The organism is Bacteroides difficilis, assembly GCF_048319815.1.
Lineage (GTDB): Bacteria > Bacteroidota > Bacteroidia > Bacteroidales > Bacteroidaceae > Bacteroides > Bacteroides zhangwenhongii.
Genome location: NZ_CP182814.1, coordinates 3,194,905 through 3,213,208 on the forward strand (window position 1 = coordinate 3,194,905; position 18,304 = coordinate 3,213,208).

The 18,304-nt window shown below is 43.6% G+C and carries 13 protein-coding genes and 1 pseudogene; 9 read left to right on the forward strand and 5 right to left on the reverse strand.

Annotated elements, in window-relative coordinates:
- Nucleotides 1–17: 17 nt before the first annotated feature.
- Both bioA and ACNOGP_RS12055 read right to left on the reverse strand, forming a co-directional pair.
- Nucleotides 18–2,429: an adenosylmethionine--8-amino-7-oxononanoate transaminase gene (bioA, locus tag ACNOGP_RS12050; RefSeq protein WP_418212896.1), complete on the reverse strand. Its 2,412-nt coding sequence runs from the start codon at nucleotides 2,427–2,429 to the stop codon at nucleotides 18–20.
- 77 nt (nucleotides 2,430–2,506) lie between these two features.
- A complete protein-coding gene (locus ACNOGP_RS12055; protein ID WP_418212897.1) occupies nucleotides 2,507–3,631 on the reverse strand; it encodes a DUF4421 domain-containing protein in 1,125 nt (374 codons plus the stop codon).
- Between the two features lie 161 nt (nucleotides 3,632–3,792).
- On the opposite strand from ACNOGP_RS12055, the gene ACNOGP_RS12060 reads away from it, so the two are divergent.
- The 3 genes from ACNOGP_RS12060 (at nucleotide 3,793) to ACNOGP_RS12070 (ending at nucleotide 9,414) form a co-directional block, all read left to right on the forward strand.
- Entirely contained in the window at nucleotides 3,793–6,921 is a 3,129-nt protein-coding gene (locus ACNOGP_RS12060) for a SusC/RagA family TonB-linked outer membrane protein (protein ID WP_143866402.1), read from the forward strand.
- 13 nt (nucleotides 6,922–6,934) lie between these two features.
- A complete protein-coding gene (locus ACNOGP_RS12065; RefSeq protein ID WP_418212898.1) occupies nucleotides 6,935–8,416 on the forward strand; it encodes a RagB/SusD family nutrient uptake outer membrane protein in 1,482 nt (493 codons plus the stop codon).
- Between the two features lie 191 nt (nucleotides 8,417–8,607).
- Nucleotides 8,608–9,414 carry a hypothetical protein gene (locus ACNOGP_RS12070; protein ID WP_143866398.1) on the forward strand — a complete coding sequence of 269 codons (807 nt, stop codon included), beginning with the start codon at nucleotides 8,608–8,610 and terminating at the stop codon, nucleotides 9,412–9,414.
- Nucleotides 9,415–9,522: 108 nt separating this feature from the next.
- Here the strand turns inward: ACNOGP_RS12070 and ACNOGP_RS12075 are convergent, their stop codons facing one another.
- Nucleotides 9,523–10,737 carry an MFS transporter gene (locus ACNOGP_RS12075; RefSeq protein WP_022276561.1) on the reverse strand — a complete coding sequence of 405 codons (1,215 nt, stop codon included), beginning with the start codon at nucleotides 10,735–10,737 and terminating at the stop codon, nucleotides 9,523–9,525.
- 178 nt (nucleotides 10,738–10,915) lie between these two features.
- Here ACNOGP_RS12075 and ACNOGP_RS12080 point away from each other — a divergent pair, with 178 nt between their 5' ends.
- Both ACNOGP_RS12080 and ACNOGP_RS12085 read left to right on the forward strand, forming a co-directional pair.
- On the forward strand, nucleotides 10,916–11,161 hold the full coding sequence (locus ACNOGP_RS12080; RefSeq protein WP_007757769.1) for a GlsB/YeaQ/YmgE family stress response membrane protein: 246 nt from the start codon (nucleotides 10,916–10,918) through the stop codon (nucleotides 11,159–11,161).
- 47 nt (nucleotides 11,162–11,208) lie between these two features.
- On the forward strand, nucleotides 11,209–11,496 hold the full coding sequence (locus ACNOGP_RS12085) for a YtxH domain-containing protein (RefSeq protein WP_143866396.1): 288 nt from the start codon (nucleotides 11,209–11,211) through the stop codon (nucleotides 11,494–11,496).
- 80 nt (nucleotides 11,497–11,576) lie between these two features.
- Here the strand turns inward: ACNOGP_RS12085 and ACNOGP_RS12090 are convergent, their stop codons facing one another.
- Nucleotides 11,577–13,232 (reverse strand): IS1182 family transposase, encoded by a 1,656-nt coding sequence (locus tag ACNOGP_RS12090; RefSeq protein ID WP_418212848.1) that lies wholly within the window; start codon nucleotides 13,230–13,232, stop codon nucleotides 11,577–11,579.
- A gap of 448 nt (nucleotides 13,233–13,680) precedes the next feature.
- Here ACNOGP_RS12090 and ACNOGP_RS12095 point away from each other — a divergent pair, with 448 nt between their 5' ends.
- Genes ACNOGP_RS12095 through uxuA form a run of 3 tightly spaced genes read left to right on the forward strand, consistent with a single transcriptional unit; the run spans nucleotide 13,681 to nucleotide 16,783 of the window.
- A complete protein-coding gene (locus ACNOGP_RS12095; RefSeq protein ID WP_017142435.1) occupies nucleotides 13,681–14,751 on the forward strand; it encodes a substrate-binding domain-containing protein in 1,071 nt (356 codons plus the stop codon).
- Nucleotides 14,752–14,771: 20 nt separating this feature from the next.
- A complete protein-coding gene (locus ACNOGP_RS12100) occupies nucleotides 14,772–15,584 on the forward strand; it encodes an SDR family oxidoreductase (protein ID WP_007766118.1) in 813 nt (270 codons plus the stop codon).
- A 29-nt stretch (nucleotides 15,585–15,613) separates the two neighbouring features.
- Nucleotides 15,614–16,783, forward strand: coding sequence for a mannonate dehydratase (gene uxuA, locus ACNOGP_RS12105; RefSeq protein WP_418212899.1), 1,170 nt, complete (start codon nucleotides 15,614–15,616; stop codon nucleotides 16,781–16,783).
- Nucleotides 16,784–16,866: 83 nt separating this feature from the next.
- Here the strand turns inward: uxuA and ACNOGP_RS12110 are convergent.
- Nucleotides 16,867–16,950 (reverse strand): annotated as a pseudogene (locus tag ACNOGP_RS12110) (DNA polymerase III subunit epsilon); the annotation flags it as partial.
- 156 nt (nucleotides 16,951–17,106) lie between these two features.
- On the opposite strand from ACNOGP_RS12110, the gene ACNOGP_RS12115 reads away from it, so the two are divergent.
- Nucleotides 17,107–18,300: an ATP-binding protein gene (locus ACNOGP_RS12115; RefSeq protein WP_007766120.1), complete on the forward strand. Its 1,194-nt coding sequence runs from the start codon at nucleotides 17,107–17,109 to the stop codon at nucleotides 18,298–18,300.
- Nucleotides 18,301–18,304 lie beyond the last annotated feature (4 nt).

The window sequence follows — 18,304 nt, forward strand, 5'->3', positions numbered from 1 at the left end:
ATGATTTTGGGTAACTACTAATTTTGAATAACGTTGAGTAATCCGGAGGTCAGTTTACTTAGTTGTTCGGGAGTAATGATGAAAGGTGGCATCAGATAAACCAATTTACCGAATGGACGTACCCAAATACCTTCCTCTACAAATCGCTGTTGCAGGTATGCCATATTCACCGGACGCTTCATCTCAATTACTCCGATAGCGCCCAATACCCGTACATCGGCTACTTGCGGGAACTCCCGTGCAGGAGCCAGCTCTTCTTTGAGTTGGCTTTCGATTCGTTGCACATTCTTCTGCCAGCCGGATTCGAGCAGCAGGCGAACGGATGCGCAAGCCACCGCACAGGCAAGCGGATTGCCCATGAAAGTGGGACCGTGCATGAAAGCTCCCGGTGCATGATTGGAAATGGTGTCTGCTACCTGATTGCTTGCCAAGACTGCGGAAAGTGTCATATATCCGCCGGTCAACGCTTTACCGATACACATAATATCGGGCTCTACTCCGGCGTGTTCCCAAGCAAAAAGTTTCCCGGTACGTCCGAATCCTGTCGCTATCTCATCGAAAATCAGAAGAAGGCCATGCTTCCGGCAGAGTTTTTCCGCTTCACGCAAGTATTGCGGATGGTAGAACCACATACCGCCTGCCCCTTGCACGATCGGTTCAAGAATCAGTGCCGCCAACTCTTTGGAACGTTTTTCAATGGTTTCCCGTAAAGGGATGATATCTTCTGGATTCCATTCTCCATCAAAACGGGAAGTGGGGGACGGGACAAAATAACGTACAGGCAATGCTGAACCGAAAAGACTGTGCATCCCCGTCACCGGATCGCAAACGGACATGGCATTCCATGTATCTCCGTGATAACCGGAACGGATGGTCACGAAATTATTCTTTTCGGGCTGTCCTGCTGCATACCAATATTGTACGGCCATCTTCAAGGCCACTTCTACGGCTACCGAGCCGGAGTCCGCATAGAATATCTTTTGCATGGACGGAGGTACTAAAGGTAACAGCAATTTTCCCAGTTCGATGGCGGGGTCGTGTGTCAGACCACCGAACATGACATGGGACATCTTGTCTAATTGTTCCTTTGCCGCTTGGTTCAGCACGGGATGGTTGTATCCGTGTACGGCGCACCACCATGAAGACATTCCTTCAATCAACACCCGTCCGTCTTCGAGAGTGATGGTTGCGCCGTCCGCCCGTTTTACTTTGTAAACAGGGAGCGGATCGGTTGTGGAAGTATATGGATGCCAAAGATGTTCACGGTCAAATTGGGAGCTGGCAAAATGATAACCTTCTTCTTGAATCATTTTCTTGTCCTCCGAGACTTTAGAACCGAGTGTGGTAAGCAAGTCGCCTACGATAGCCGAGTTGATACCGATATGCAGTGCCTTGTGCATAGCTTCGGGAGAGAGTTGCGAGCGTCCGCCGGCAAAACGGAGAAAAGCCGTCGGATTGATGAAACGGAACAGGGCGATTGTCCGGAGAATTTCTTCTTCGCTCAAAGGTTTTTCGTTTTCCAATGGTGTTCCGGGAATCGGGCTTAGCAGATTTATGGGGATGGATTGGACATTCAGTTCCTTCAGAATAAAAGCGAATTCAATCCGTTGTTCCATCGTTTCTCCCATGCCGATGATGCCTCCGCAGCAGATATCCATTCCTGCACGGCGGGCGGCGGCAAGTGTGGCAAGTTTCTGCTCTTGTGTGTGGGTGGAACAAAGTTGGGGAAAATAAGAAGGAGCAGTTTCCAGATTGCAATGATAGCGGGTAATTCCCGCTTCGTGCAGGGAATGCAGTTCTTCTTCATTAAGTAGTCCCAATGAGGCGCAAAGTTGGATAGACGAATGTCGCCGCATATGGCGGACTGTGTCGCAAAGTTGGGTAATCTGTTTGGGAGAGGGTTTCCGTCCGCTGGTGACGAGGGAGAAACGGTTGATGTCTTGGGCTTCATTATACTGTGCCTGTCGGAGACATTCTTCAGCGGGGAGGAGGTCATAGACTTCGGCTTGCGTCTTGTAGTGGGAGGATTGTGCGCACCATTTACAATTTTCGGGGCATCTGCCGGATTTGGCGTTGATGATGGAACACAGGTCGAACTCGTGTGATGCACGCGCGACGGTAATCTCATGTGCGGCGGCGTAAAGCGCCTCGCTGTCGGTCATGTTGGCCAGCCAAGCGGCTTGCTCGGGCGATATATCAATGCCTGCCAGCACTTGGTCTTTAATTTCTTGAGGTGTCATAAATGTATGATAAGGGATAGTTTGTGCAGCATTCTGCTTACGAAGGGCAACATCGACTACATTGGTATGCAGATGCCCGATACATACTTCGCGTCCTAAGCTCGCAAAAGCGGCATAGTTCTTTCTTCCCCAATAGCGGAAACGGGAAAGAAGGGCACGTGTGGTCTGTATGTGGCGTTGTTGCTTCATTGATTTTTTATTTTTGTTCTTTTAAAACGGGGCAAATGTACAAAGATTCTTTGGATAAGCAAGCAAGTTGCCTATTTCTAATACTCCCGCTTTGTTTTCTTTTTCCTGTATTCTTTGCGCAGGTGGAAGTTGAAGCCGGCATATACCTGAAGAGTGCCGAACCCATTGTCCAAGGAGAAATTGTTGCGATGATAGTTATAGTTCTTTCCGACGAATGAAGTGCCGACGAAATATTTTCCATTGTTATAGACAACGCCTGCCCGGAGCAGGAAATCCAGATTGAACTTACTATACCATGCTTTCCCTTCCTGCGTTTCCGCGTCCACATCGGAGGCCTTGTAAGCAATGGCGGGAGTGAGCGACAGGCAAGCCAGACAGTTGCGTGCGAATACCCAGTTATAAGCATAGCCGAAACTGATGTTGGCGTTGGTGTATTTTATCTTGTTGACTTTCATGCCGGGATTCATTCTCTCCTGAATATATGCCGGAAGTTGCTGGTAGTCAAAGTCGAGATTGTGTTTTGAGATGGAGAACCCGGCTATGAATGTTCCTGCATTGCGCCGTTGGTTGGTGGACTGGCTGAACGCGGCCGGATAAGAAAACTTCCGGTTGTTGAATATATAGTATAAGTTCAGTCCTTTGATGTCTACTTTCAAGCCGCTGAAATCTTCGGAGTAGTCGGAAGGTATTTCATCATAGAAACCTCTGATCTTGTGAATTTTATAATTGTTTCCCGTGCGGCGGTAGAAGATGTCCACGCCTAATTTGGAACTATACAGGCTCAAATCAAACTCTGTCCCTTTGTTTTTCCGGTTTGTTTTGCGGTAAATATCATCAATGTCGACAGACCATCCTAAGAAGATCCATCTCCAACCGAAATACAATCCTATCTTGTTGTGGGGATTGGGAGAGAAGCTAAGTTTCTGCGGTTGAGGAAATTCGCTGGTGACCGAGTAATATTCAAAGTTGCTGAAATGCGTAGCCATCAACGCGTAGTTATAGCGGTTGGGGCTGATGTAGAGCGTGTCGAAATCACTGAAATTCATAAATTTCTTAATCGCTCTCTTGAAGGCACTTGGCTTGGGGGTGGTGATAGAATCTTCCTGTATGCTGTCGTTTACGGTTATACCCGCCTTTTCAGACTGTGCCTGCAAGGAGAACGACACTAACAAAGAGATATATAAAACAAGCTGTCTTACCATACGGTTCCTTATAACTGTTGGGAATGTCTTTTGTTTCACGAATGTACGACCTTTCATTGATTTATGCTAGTAATCTTCTAAAAAATGTTTTGTTTCCTAAACAATAAACTTCTATGTACTGTTAGTATAACTCGCAAATATATTTAAAGTCACAGAAAATTATGAGAATCTATTTACGTTTATTAGCAGTGTTTCTTTTGCTTTTTGCAGGAAACATATTGTATGCGGAAGCGCAACAGGAAAAACGCGTGACGGGTACGGTCATCTCTGAGGGGGAACCTCTGCCCGGTGTCTCTGTACAATTGAAAGGAGCTTCCTCCGGAACTATTACCGATATTGATGGAAACTATTCTATTGAGGCTCCCGGTTCCGGAACTTTGGTGTTCCGTTTTGTAGGAATGCGCACGGTGGAACAACCGGTCAACAACCGGAGTGTGATTAATATTACGCTGGAGGCGGAAAGTAAGGAGTTGGATGAGGTTATGGTAGTCGCTTACGCTACCGCAAAGAAATATAGCTTTACCGGAGCTGCTTCGACCATGAAAGCAGGGGAAATTGAGAAGTTGCAGACTTCCAGTGTATCCCGTGTATTGGAAGGTACGGTGTCTGGTGTGCAGGCAAGTGCGGCAAGCGGTCAGCCGGGAACGGATGCGGAAATCCGTATTCGTGGTATCGGCTCTATCAATGCCTCCAGTGCTCCGCTTTATGTGGTGGACGGTGTGCCATTTGACGGTAGCGTCAATGCTATCAACCCGGACGATATCGCTTCGATGACTGTGTTGAAAGATGCGGCTTCGGCTGCTCTGTATGGTTCACGTGGTGCTAATGGAGTGATTATCATTACTACCAAGCAAGGAGAACAGAACTCGAAAGCAACGGTGAAAGTGAAGGCTTCGTTAGGAGGTTCCAATCGAGCCGTTCGTGATTATGATCGTGTCAGTACCAATCAATATTTTGAATTGTATTGGGAAGCACTCCGTAACCGGTATGCCGGAAGTCCGGATTATACTCCGGCGACCGCCGCAGCGCAGGCTTCCAAAGATTTGGTTACCAAATTGATGGGAGGCGGTCCCAACCCTTATGGTCCGCAATATGCGCAACCGGTGGGCACGGATGGCAAATTGGTGGAGGGCGCACGTCCGTTATGGGATTCCGATTGGAGCGATGCTATGGAGCAACAGGCACTCCGTACGGAACTGAACCTGAGTGTTTCCGGTGGTGGTAAAGCCAATCAGTATTTCTTCTCTGCCGGCTATCTGAATGATAAAGGAATTGCGCTTGAATCCGGCTATCAGCGTTTCAATATCCGCTCCAACGTTACCAGTGAAATGACTTCTTGGTTGAAAGGGGGTGTCAATCTGAGTTTTGCCCATTCCATGCAGAATTATCCGGTTTCTTCCGACTCTAAAGTCAGTAACGTGATAACTGCCGGACGTACCATGCCGGGTTTTTATCCGATTTATGAGATGAATACCGACGGCAGTTATAAATTGGATGAGAACGGAGACCGTATCTATGATTTCGGCTCTTACCGTCCTTCCGGTTCGATGGCGAACTGGAACTTGCCCGCTACGCTGCCTTTGGATAAGTCGGAGCGTATGAAAGATGAAATTTCCGGCCGTACCTTTCTGGAAGCTACGATTATCGAGGGATTGAAGTTTAAGACAAGTTTCAATTTCGATTTGATAAACTATAATACTTTGGATTATACGAATCCCAAGATCGGTCCAGCTAAGGAGAACGGGGGAAGTGTCAGTCGGATGAATACCCGTACTTTCTCTTGGACGTGGAATAATATTGCTACGTATGACAAGACGATTGGGGAACATCATTTCAATGTTCTTGCCGGTATTGAGGCGTATTCGTATCGTTACGATGAACTGACTGCGTCACGTTCAAAGATGGCGCAACCTGATATGCCGGAACTGGTAGTCGGCTCTCAGTTGACAGGAGGATCGGGATATCGCATTGATTATGCATTGGTGGGGTATCTCACGCAATTGTTATATGATTATCGGAACAAATACTTCTTCTCGGCTTCTTACCGCCGTGACGGTTCTTCACGCTTTGCACCGGAAACCCGTTGGGGTAATTTCTGGTCGTTGGGTACTTCTTGGCGTGTAGACCGGGAAGAGTTTATGGCAAGTACTTCCGACTGGCTTTCCGCACTGACTTTGAAAATGAGCTACGGTGCGCAGGGAAATGATAACTTGGGTACGTATTACGCAAGTAAGGGACTTTATTCCATCGTTTCCAATTTGGGAGAGAATGCGTTGGTATCCGACCGTATGGCAACCCCTAATCTGAAATGGGAAACGAATCTGAACTTTAATTTGGGAATGGATTTCTCACTGTTCAATAACCGTTTCTCCGGTTCGTTCGATTTCTTTACACGCCGTTCAAAAGATTTGCTTTATTCCCGTCCGATCGCTCCCTCTTTGGGGTATGGTTTTATTGACGAGAATGTGGGAGCTTTAAAGAATACAGGTATCGAATTGGTGCTTAACGGAACGGTTATCAATCAGAACGGCTGGGTTTGGAAGCTGGGTATGAACCTGACTCACTATAAGAATAAGGTAACGGAACTTCCATTGAAAGATATGCCGCAGAGTGGAGTAAACAAACTTCAGGTAGGTCGCTCGGTATATGATTTCTATATGAAAGAGTGGGCGGGCGTAGATCCGGACAATGGAAAGCCGTTGTGGTATGCAGATGAACTGGACGCTGATGATAATCCGACGGGCAAACGTGTGACAACGAGTGATTATGCTTCAGCCGATTATTATTATGTCAATAAATCCTCGCTTCCTAAAGTGTATGGCGGGTTCAATACGTCGCTTTCCTGGAAAGGGTTCGACTTGTCTGCTATTTTTGCTTATAGTATCGGAGGGTATATCTACAATCGTGATATAACGATGATTCTACATAACGGTAGCCTGGAAGGACGTGCCTGGTCGACTGAAATCCTAAGACGTTGGACACCGGACAACCGCTACACGGACGTGCCTGCTCTAAGTACGACTTCCAATAACTGGAACTCGGCGTCCACTCGGTTCTTGCAGAATAATTCTTATATGCGGCTGAAAAACCTGACGCTCTCTTACAACCTGCCCAAACCGTGGATCAGTAAGCTGGCATTGAGCAGTGTGCAGGTGTATGTGCAAGGAGATAATTTATTTACCATTCACAAGAATCAAGGATTGGATCCCGAACAGGGAATTACCGGAATTACCTATTATCGTTATCCGGCTATGCGGACTATCTCCGGAGGTATTAACATTGCTTTCTAAATCAGACTAAATTATGAGAAAAATAAAAATACAATCTATTCTGGCAGCCATTGCCGGACTTCTTCTGGCAACGAGTTGCAGTAGCAGTTTCCTGGATACAGATCCCACAGATGCGGTGAGTTCCGAGAAAGTGCCTGTGCCCGAAAATGCGGAGGCGCTTGTGAACGGTGCCTGGTATAATCTGTTTGACTATTCGAGTACTTATGCCAATATCGGTTATCGTGCGCTTCAGTGTTTGGATGACATGATGGCAAGTGATGTCGTTTCCCGTCCGAAATACGGTTTCAATTCTTCGTATCAGTTCGATGACATTGCTATATCTTCAAACAGCAGAACGGAATTTGCCTGGTATCTGATGTATAAAACGATAGATAACTGCAACACGGCTCTTTCCATTAAAGGGGATTCGGAAGAACTCCGGAAGGCTCAAGGGCAAGCGTTGGCCCTGCGTGCCTTTTGCTATCTGCACTTGGTGCAACATTATCAGTTCACGTATTTGAAAGATAAAGATGCGCCTTGCGTACCTATTTATACTGAGCCGAGTAATAACACTACCGTTCCGAAAGGGAAATCAACGGTAGCTCAAGTCTACCAACGTATTTTCGAGGATTTGGCTTTGGCGCAGGATTATTTGAAGAATTACGTTCGGAGCGGTGATAACCAGAAGTTCAAACCGGATCTGGCTGTGGTAAACGGACTTTTGGCCCGTGCCTATTTGCTGACCGGGCAGTGGGAGGAAGCTGCAAAGGCTGCCGCATCTGCTCGTAAGGACTATTCATTGATGACGACTACTGCCGAATATGAGGGATTCAATAATATCTCCAATCAAGAGTGGATATGGGGATTTCCTCAAATCCCTTCTCAATCGGATGCGAGTTATAATTTTTACTATTTGGATGCGACATACGTCGGAGCTTACAGTAGTTTCATGGCCGACCCTCATTTGAAAGATACTTTTGTTGAAGGTGACATCCGTTTGCCTTTGTTTCAGTGGATGCGCGAAGGATATCTGGGATATAAAAAGTTCCATATGCGTGCGGACGATACAGCTGATTTGGTGTTGATGCGTGCTGCTGAGATGTATCTGATAGAAGCCGAAGCGAATGTCCGCGACGGTATGGAATTATCTCAGGCTGTGATTCCTTTGAATACGTTGCGCAATGCTCGCGGAGTAGTGGATTATGATGTGGCGGGAAAATCACAGGAAGATGTGATTAATGAAATCTTGATGGAACGTCGTCGAGAACTTTGGGGAGAAGGCTTTGGGATTACGGACATACTCCGCACTCAGAAAGCTGTAGAACGTACTGCTTTATCAGAAGAAATGCAGAAAACAGAAGTAGACTGTTGGCAAGAAGGAGGTGGATTCGCCAAACGGAATCCATTGGGACATTGGTTCCTCCGTTTCCCGGACGCTACACCATTTACAGCAAATAGTACTTATTATCTGTATGTCATTCCGCAAAAAGAAATAAATGCTAATCCTAACTTATAAATAGCTCTCTTAATTTTTTGACTTTAACCTTAACTTGTAGACCGGTATACGTCGCGATGATGTATACCGGTCGCTTTTGCATTAATTCTGAAAAAAATGTCTTATCGGGATACTATGTGCGGAATATTTGTACCTTTGTGAACAGATATCTCTTAAAAATAGAATATACATATTAAATAAACTCAGTACGCATGAAAACGAAACACGTAATTACAATATTGATGGTTATCATCTCCGGTTTGGGAATCGTATCTTGTGATGATGATAATGAACGTTTCTTCCTTTATCAGATAGATGAAGTCGTTTTTCCCGATCAAGCTATTAGTAGTACTGCCATAAACATAGTAGGTGGCGGTAGTGTCGGAATCACAGGAGGAAAAGCTCCTTATACAGCTGAAATAGAAGATGAACAAATAGCTACGGTGAAGGTCGATGAAGATAGGGTAAGAATATCTTCCGTAAAACTGGGAACGACTAGTCTTATAGTGAAAGATGCGGATGGGTTGACCGTTAAGATTGGAGTTAAAGTGGTGGAATTTGTACAAAGATTTATGAGTAATGCCGTATACGTGAAGATTGAAGGTGAAAATGTTAATGATGCAAACAAAGAGACATTAGAAGAATTAGAGGCTCAAGTCATTGCCGATGGCTTTTTAAAAGCTACCGGATATGTGAGGTTTGTGTATAACACTAAAGATGGCGGTGAAATGACATTGCTTGCGGAAAATACAGCTGGTGCTAAAATAATAACTGCTCCTTTTGAAAAAGTAATTAAGCGGATAGGTGAAAAATCATATTCTGCATTTTTAGTAAACTATGAAGATAGGACACATGAGTTTTACTTAACTGCTCCCGAAAGGCCGGAACCGGATACCCGTTCATTGGGACCTATGCCATGCTGGTTGGTGGAAGATGTGACGGAAATATATAAAGCACAGTATTCGGAACTAGGTTTGACTTCTGTCCGCCGAGTCTGTATTGGTAGCTTAAGCCGTTAAATATCGGCTATAAAGATTCACATCTTATAAAATAAAGTGCCCCTCAAAAGTTCGGATTATAACTTCTGAGGGGCATTTTATTGGGCTTGTTACAATTTTAAAGAAACACTATGGTTGCCAATCAATTTTCTTTTTCTTCAAATTGGGTAGAAAGAAGGTTACTAATCCCAATAGCGGCATATAAGCACAAATATTATATACGTATTCAATGCTCGTTTTATCTGCTAAATTACCGAGAACGGCAGAGGCTACACCGGCCACTCCGAAAGCAAATCCAAAGAACAGACCTGATATCAGTCCGAGCTTGGTCGGAAGCAATTCCTGTGCATAAAGTAATATAGCCGGAAAAGCGGAAGAAAGCATTAATCCCACGCAGAAACTAAGAATAACAGTCCACATCAGATTGGCGTGCGGCATGAGTAAACTGAATGGGGCGGCTCCCAGAATAGAAGCCCAAATTACATACTTACGACCGATACGGTCACCGACGGGACCTCCGATTAGCGTTCCGATGGCAGTAGCAACTAGAAAAATGAATAGATACAATTGTGATTCCTGTACTGTAACATTGAATTTGTGAATCAGATAAAACGTATAATAACTGGTCAGACTTGCCATATAGATGTATTTCGAGAAGATCAGTATTAATAAGATACCGATAGAAATAGCAGTTTTATCCATAGGTAGGGGAAGAAGAACCGGTTTTCTTACGCTGACGGTTTGTGCCTTCATTCGGTTCAGATAAGATTTATACCATTTGCAGATCGGATACATGACCACGATAGCTGCAACGGCCACAAATGCAAATATGAAAAGATGTTGTCGTCCATAAGGTGCAACCAGCAAAGCTACCAATAACGGCCCTAATGAGCCTCCGAAATTACCGCCTACCTGGAACAGTGATTGTGCGAGTCCGCGTTTTCCGCCGGAAGCAAGGAAGGTGATACGGGAAGCTTCCGGATGAAGTACCGAAGAGCCGATTCCGATTAAGAACACAGATAATAGTATCCAATAGAGATTGTTGGAAAATGCTAAGTTCACTAAACCTACCATTGTGAAACTCATTCCGATAGGCAGCGACCATGCAACGGGATATTTATCGAAAATGATTCCGGTAATTGGCTGGAATACCGAAGCTGAAAGCTGATAGACCAATGTGATAAAACCGATTTGTGCAAAACTCAGTCCTAAATCATCTTTAAATAGCGGATAAGCTGCTGAAACAACAGATTGTAAAAGGTCATTGAGACAATGTGAGAGACTTAATGCTATTAAAATGGAGAACGTAATTTTCCCTACGGGTTGTTCTTGATTTTGTACCATAATACCTATTATCTATTGAAATGTTCCTGAAAAATTGACCGCAAAGGTACATAAACTTTTGCAAAGTAAAGAGAAATATGAGTTTTAAGACTAAGGATTGTAAATTGTGGTTAATTCATTTTTCATTGGCTGAACTATTCTTTGCACTTACTGTTGTTACCTAAAAAAGGAGGATTATATGGGCTTTATTTGGTATATCATTATTGGTATTGTGGCTGGATTTCTTGCTGGTAAAATAATGCGTGGCGGAGGTTTTGGTCTTATCATAAATCTATTGCTTGGTATTCTTGGAGGTGTGTTAGGCGGTTGGGTGTTTGCACTTTTCGGTCTTGCGGCTTCCGGATTGATTGGAAGTCTGATTACTTCCACAGTAGGTGCTGTCCTGGTGTTATGGATTGCTTCGTTGTTCTCGAAATCTCGATGAGTAGTAGTATTTTATATAATTTATTAATCTAAAAAACGAACTTAATTATGGAATGTAGACATGGTAATTTCTGGATTGGACTCGGAATCGGGTCGATTCTAGGTGCGGTAGCTTATCGCCTCTCACGTACCGCAAAAGCAAAACAATTGGAGAATGACATTTATGATGCGATTCATCGTATAGGTCGTGATGCGGAAGCGGCAGCAGCTTGTGCTGAAAAAAAAGCAATGAATTTGGGAGTTAAAGCTGTGGAGACCGGAGCTGACATCGCCAATAAAGTAGCGGAGGAAGCTGATAAGGTAGCTGGTAAGGTAAAGGATAAATGGGAAAAATAAGAAAATCAGAATGAGGGTGTGTCGTAATGCACGATGCACCTTCTTTTTTTTCGTTAGCTATAAAAATCAGTTAGTCTTCTTTAAGCAGCGATATTTTGACTATTACTTCGGTTTATGTGTTCCCAGCATCCAAATAGAGCAGCTGTAAGCTCATGAAACAGTTTAATCAGCCAGTTTATACCTTCTTCTTTCATTTTCGCACACATCTTTTTTATATTGAAGGCAATGGCAAAGAAGCAAAAGTCCATGAAAACCTTATCCTTTCCAAAATGACGGAAACGTTTGTAGTTCATATTGTATTTTATTTGTCCGAACACAGCTTCCGGTTCTATACATCTTTGTTCTCTATGTTTCAGCCCTTCCTCTGAACAGAGCAGCTCTTTGGCTTTTTGCTTGTATCTTCTGAGCCTGTGATTCAGTTCTATCGTCCTGTTTCCTTTTGCTTTAAAACATCGGCATCTTAGCGGACAGCCTTCACACCTGATAGCTCTGTACCTGGCATTTTCACTTACATATCCGGATGCCGTTTTCTGATGTCCGGTTCCTATCCTCTGCATCCTTTGTCCCATGGGGCAGATACAATAGTCATGTTCTTCATTGTAGTAGAAGTTTTCCGCCTTGAACGGATCCGGTTTGAATCTCGGCCGCTGTTCCATATGGAAGTAGTTGTATTTGACGTAGGCTTCCATGCCGTTTTCTGACATGAAGCGGTAGTTTTCCTCAGAACCATAGCCTGAATCGGCAACCACCGTATGCGCTGTCCTGTCATATCTGTCTGAAAAGGATTTTAGGAAAGGTATCATGGTCAGTGTATCCGTAGGGTTCGGGAAGAGTGCAAAATCAGTAATGAACTGGTTCTCGGTACCGATCTGAAGATTGTAACCGGGCTTCGTCTGACCATTGCGCATGGCATCTTCCTTCATTCTCATAAAAGTAGCGTCCTTGTCTGTTTTGGAATAGGAGTTCCGGTTCTGCAGAGTGTCCAGATGGTTGTCGTATTCCTGCAGTTTATCTCTGTGTTCTTCCAACTCCTTCAGTTGTTTGCGTTTCTTTTTCAGCTCAGTCTTTTCCTCTTTGGTGGAAGACTCCGGAACCTGTTCAAGTGCATGACGCAACTCTCTCGCCATTTCGGTCAGCATAGCCGGAGTGAATTCAACTTCCTCATTACTTTCCGATGATTTCTCCTGGGCGATGACATCGTCTATCTGCCCTAACAGAACGTGTATCTTCTTCATTAGGCGTTCACGGTTCCGCTCAACCGTTTTTCTCCAGACGAAAGTGTACTTGTTGGACTTGGACTCAATCTTTGTTCCGTCAATGTATTCCACATTCAGACTGATGAAGCCCTTGCAAGAGAGCAGAAGTACGGTTTGGGTAAAAACCTCGTTGATTTCCTTCTTCACCCGGTTGCGGAAACGGTTGATGGTAATGAAATCCGGTTTCTCATACCCGGCCAGCCAGATATAATGAATGTCACGATGAAGGAGCTTCTCTATTTTCCGGCAGGAGTAGATGTTGTTCATGTAGGCATACAGAATGACCTTGAGCATCATCTTGGGATGGTAAGGGCTGCGACCGCATTCTTTATATAACTTCCTGAAACTTTCAAGATTCAAACTTTCAACCAGAGCGTCAACCATGCGCACCGGATCGTTTTCTGCAATATCCTCATCAATTCTTTGAGGAAATAGCACTGTTTGATTGGGAATGTAAGGACGATAATGTATCTTTGACATAGTTAAATTTGTATGCTTAAAGATACAAAATCTTTAGGTAATAACAAAGCCCCAGCTTGTGAAAGTCGGGGCTTTGTCCATAAAAAAAGAAGGTGTGCATTTTGACACACCTTCGTTTCTTATGATGGTCAACTGCTGTCTGTATAAATTGAATATTAGTTGTGTGTCCGTGCACACTTTACACATTTCATCTTTCTTCTCAGTCTTTTCTGAGGGTAAAACTCCCTCTTTTTGATACTTCTCTTTCCTTTGGAATATACTTTTTATTAATTATTCTGTTGTATTTCTTATGTTTAACAACATGAATGTATTTCTTTGTTTCTTGTTAAATACTTGAATATTAGTGATATATCTTCTTTGTTGTGCAATAGTGTGTGCGCACACACTATTGCATAATTCAATAATTCATTTTACTTTTGTCAGCGAAAAACAAGATACTTCTTACTATATGGATAAAGAATTCTCAAATATTCGTATTGTAGACATCGCTAAAATGGCTGGTGTCTCTGTCGGTACGGTAGACCGGGTTATTCATAATCGTGGACGGGTATCTGAGGAAAACAGAAAGAAAGTACAGGCTATTTTAGAGATGGTTCACTACCAGCCCAATCTTATGGCGCGGTCATTAGCCTCTAAAAAACAGTATCATTTTGTTGCCATTATTCCGTCTTTTACTCAAGGAGAATACTGGGAAGCTATTTCAGAAGGTATTGACAAAGTAGCTGCGGAAATGGAAACATATAATATAACTATTACCAAGCTTTTTTTCGACCAATATAACAACAAGACTTTTGATGATATCACCCGTAATTTATTGGATGAGAAGGTGGATGGGGTGTTAATAGCCACATTGTTTACCGATTCTGTGATTCGTCTTTCGCAGGAGTTGGACAGAAACGAGATTCCTTATGTTTATGTCGATTCTAATATTGAAGGGCAACATCAATTGGCTTATTTCGGTACGGAATCATACGATGCGGGAGTCATTGCAGCCCGATTGCTGACGGATCGGCTTTCGCCCACCTCAGATATTTTGATGGCACGGATTGTTCATAGTGGTAAGAACGATTCCAATCAGGGTAAGAACCGTAGAGATGGATTTTGTCATTATCTGAAGGAGGTAGGATTCTCCGGAAAGTTGCATGAAGTGGAATTGAAAATCAGTGATTCGGTATATAATTTTGCCAAGCTCAATGAAATATTCGAGTTAAATCCTGGTATAAAAGGGGCTATTATATTCAACTCCACCTGCTACATTTTGGGAAATTACTTGAAGGCGAGAGAGATGCAAGCGGTAAAACTGGTAGGTTACGACCTTATCGAGAGAAATACCCAATTACTCTCCGAAGGTGTTATTACTGCACTGATTGCACAGCGTCCTGAAAGACAGGGGTATGAAGGAATCAAGTCGCTATGCAATTATTTGTTATTCAAGCAAAAATCGGAAAAGGTGAACTTAATGCCGATTGATATTCTCTTGAGAGAGAATCTGAAGTATTATCTGAACAATAAACTATAAACATATAAATTTTTAGAACCATGAATGAATTATTTAACGTAAAAGGCAAAGTAGTTGTAATTACCGGTGGAGCCGGAATCTTAGGTAAAGGTATTGCTGCATATCTTGCAAAAGAAGGTGCAAAAGTAGTGGTACTCGACAGAAGTGAAGAAGCTGGAAAAGCATTGGTAGAAAGTATCAAGGCAGAAGGAAACGAAGCTATGTTCCTTTATACGGATGTAATGGACAAAGAAGTTCTGGAAGGCAACAAAGTGGAAATAATGAAAGCGTATGGACGCATTGATGTTTTGTTGAATGCTGCCGGTGGTAATATGGCAGGTGCTACAATCGCACCGGACAAGACATTCTTTGACTTGCAGATTGACGCATTCAAGAAAGTAGTGGATTTGAATCTGTTCGGTACAGTATTGCCTACAATGGTATTTGCTGAAGTCATGGTTGAACAGAAAAAGGGTTCTATCGTAAACTTCTGTTCTGAATCGGCTCTTCGTCCGTTGACCCGTGTGGTAGGTTACGGTGCAGCGAAAGCAGCGATCGCTAACTTCACCAAATACATGGCTGGTGAACTGGCTTTGAAATTCGGTAATGGTCTGCGTGTAAACGCTATCGCTCCCGGATTCTTCCTGACAGAACAGAACAGAACATTGTTGACGAATCCGGATGGTTCACTGACTGACCGTTCTAAGACTATTCTTGCGCATACTCCGTTCAATCGTTTCGGTGAACCGGAAGACCTTTACGGAACCATTCATTATCTGATTAGTGATGCCTCTAACTTCGTAACAGGTACAGTAGCTGTTATCGATGGTGGATTTGACGCATTCTCAATCTAATTTTAACTTTCAATTTTTTATTTAGCAATATGTATTTATGTGAACAAACTTGGCGCTGGTACGGTCCTAATGATCCGGTGAGCTTATGGGATATTAAGCAAGCAGGCGCTACCGGTATAGTAAATGCCCTTCATCATATTCCGAATGGCGAAGTATGGACTGTAGAAGAAATCATGAAGCGCAAGCAGATGATTGAAGAAGTAGGACTTACATGGTCTGTTGTAGAGAGTGTACCCGTACACGAACATATCAAGACGCAGACCGGCGATTTCATGAAGTATATTGAGAATTATAAGGAAAGTATCCGTAATCTGGCAAAATGTGGAGTAATGGTAGTTACCTACAACTTTATGCCTGTATTGGACTGGACACGTACGGACCTTGCCTATACAATGCCGGACGGCTCTAAAGCACTCCGTTTTGAAAAGGCGGCTTTCATAGCTTTCGATCTTTTCATCTTGAAACGTCCGAATGCGGAAAAAGACTACACTCCGGAAGAAATAGCTAAGGCTAAAGCCCGTTTCGAGCAAATGAGCGAGGATGATAAGAAACTGCTGGTTCGCAATATGATTGCCGGACTGCCCGGTTCGGAAGAAAGTTTCACAGTGGAACAGTTCCAGGAAGCTTTGGACCGTTATGATGATATTGATGCAGAAAAACTTCGTTCCAACTTGATTTTCTTCTTGAAAGAAATTGCCCCTGTTGCCGATGAAGTGGGAGTGAAGCTGGTGATTCACCCGGATGATCCTCCTTATACAATTTTAGGATTGCCGCGTATTCTGAGTACGGAAGAAGATTTCAGAAAACTGATTGAAGCCGTACCTAATGAGTCCAACGGTCTTTGTTTGTGTACAGGCTCTTTCGGTGTGCGTGCCGATAATGACCTTGCAGGTATGATGGAACGTTTTGGCGACCGTGTGAACTTTGTGCATTTGCGCAGTACGCAGCGTGATGAGGAAGGCAACTTCTACGAAGCCAACCACTTGGAAGGGAATGTAGATATGTACAACGTAATGAAGGCTTTTATTCTTTTGCAACAGCGTCGTAAATGCTCTATCGCTATGCGTCCCGACCACGGACATCAGATGATTGATGACTTGAAAAAGAAAACAAATCCTGGATATTCATGCTTAGGCCGCCTTCGCGGATTGGCGGAACTTCGCGGCTTGGAAATGGGTATCGCCAAGTCTATCCTCTAATCGAAGTACATAGTTAGCACTTTATTATCAAACACTACGGCTATTATTGACTGAAATAATAGTTGTAGTGTTTTTTATTTGCCTTCTTTCGCTTCTATCGTATCATCATAAGTTAATCCGTGAATAGCCGTTGTCCATTGTGTATAGTAATTGGGAGCAGGATGGATTGATTTTCCGGCTAAGCCATAAAATAGATAAAAAAGCAGATGGATTGTTCGTGTAAAAATATTCATTATTAGAGAAAAACCTTACCTTTGTAATGGATTGAACATTTTTATTTAATGGATTGAACATTTTTGCTCAAGTGAATAAACATTTTATAGATGATGGGATATAAAAGAGAACAATATTCAGAAGTGATGGCACGCATTAATGAACCTCGCGGAAAAATGCAGGTTATTGTTGGGCCACGCCAAGTGGGTAAGTCCACATTGATTGGTCAAGTCCTTGAAGTCTGCAATATGCCTTATGACAGTTATTCGGCTGATGATGTCGTAGGTGCATCTGCAGACTGGCTGGCAGGTGTATGGCAGACAGCTCGTATGCGTATGGACATACGTGGGGAAGGGAAACGCCTATTGGTGGTAGACGAAATACAAAAGATAAACAACTGGAGCGAGACTGTAAAGGCTGAATGGGACAGAGATACCCGTGAAAAACGTGAGCTCATAGTCGTATTATTGGGGTCATCACGCATGTTAATCGAAAAGGGACTCACCGAATCATTGGCCGGCAGATATGAGCTAATTCGGTTGACACATTGGACTTTCCCTGAAATGAGGGAATGCTTCGGTTGGAATCTCTATCAATATGTCTATTTTGGTGGGTATCCGGGCGCAGCATCTTATATCACCGATGAGCGTCGTTGGCGAAACTACGTCAAAGACTCTTTGGTTGAACCATCCATCTCGAAGGATGTACTGATGGATACAAAAATCATGAAGCCACAACTACTCCGCCAACTGTTTGAACTCGGTAGTAGTTATAGTGGCGAGCTACTGTCTCTTACCAAAGTGGCCGCTCAGCTTCAAGATGTAGGCAATGTCACTACGCTGGCTGGTTACCTCCATCTTTTGGATGAATGTGGTTTGCTGTGTGGTTTACAGAAATATGCCGAAGACGATGCTCGCAAATACAACTCAATTCCTAAATTTCAAGTCCATAACAACGCTTTGCGCAACGTGTATGCTGATAAGGACTTCACGGAAATGGCTGAAGATCCTAAAGCTTGGGGGCGTTATGTAGAATCAGCAGTTGGTGCCTATATTGTAAGTCAGGCACAGATTTGTGATTACAAGGCTTATTACTGGCGTGATAGCCACGACGAAGTTGACTTTGTGCTTCATAGAAGAGGCAAGACAATCGCCATCGAGGTTAAAAGCGGAAGACGAACCACCAACAATGGCTTGCCTAAATTTGAAAAAGCTTACCATCCGTATAGGGCCTTTGTGGTCGGTTCCGGAGGCTTATCCTTTGAAGAGTTCCTATCAATGGATTTGAATTTACTCTTCAAGTAGGCGT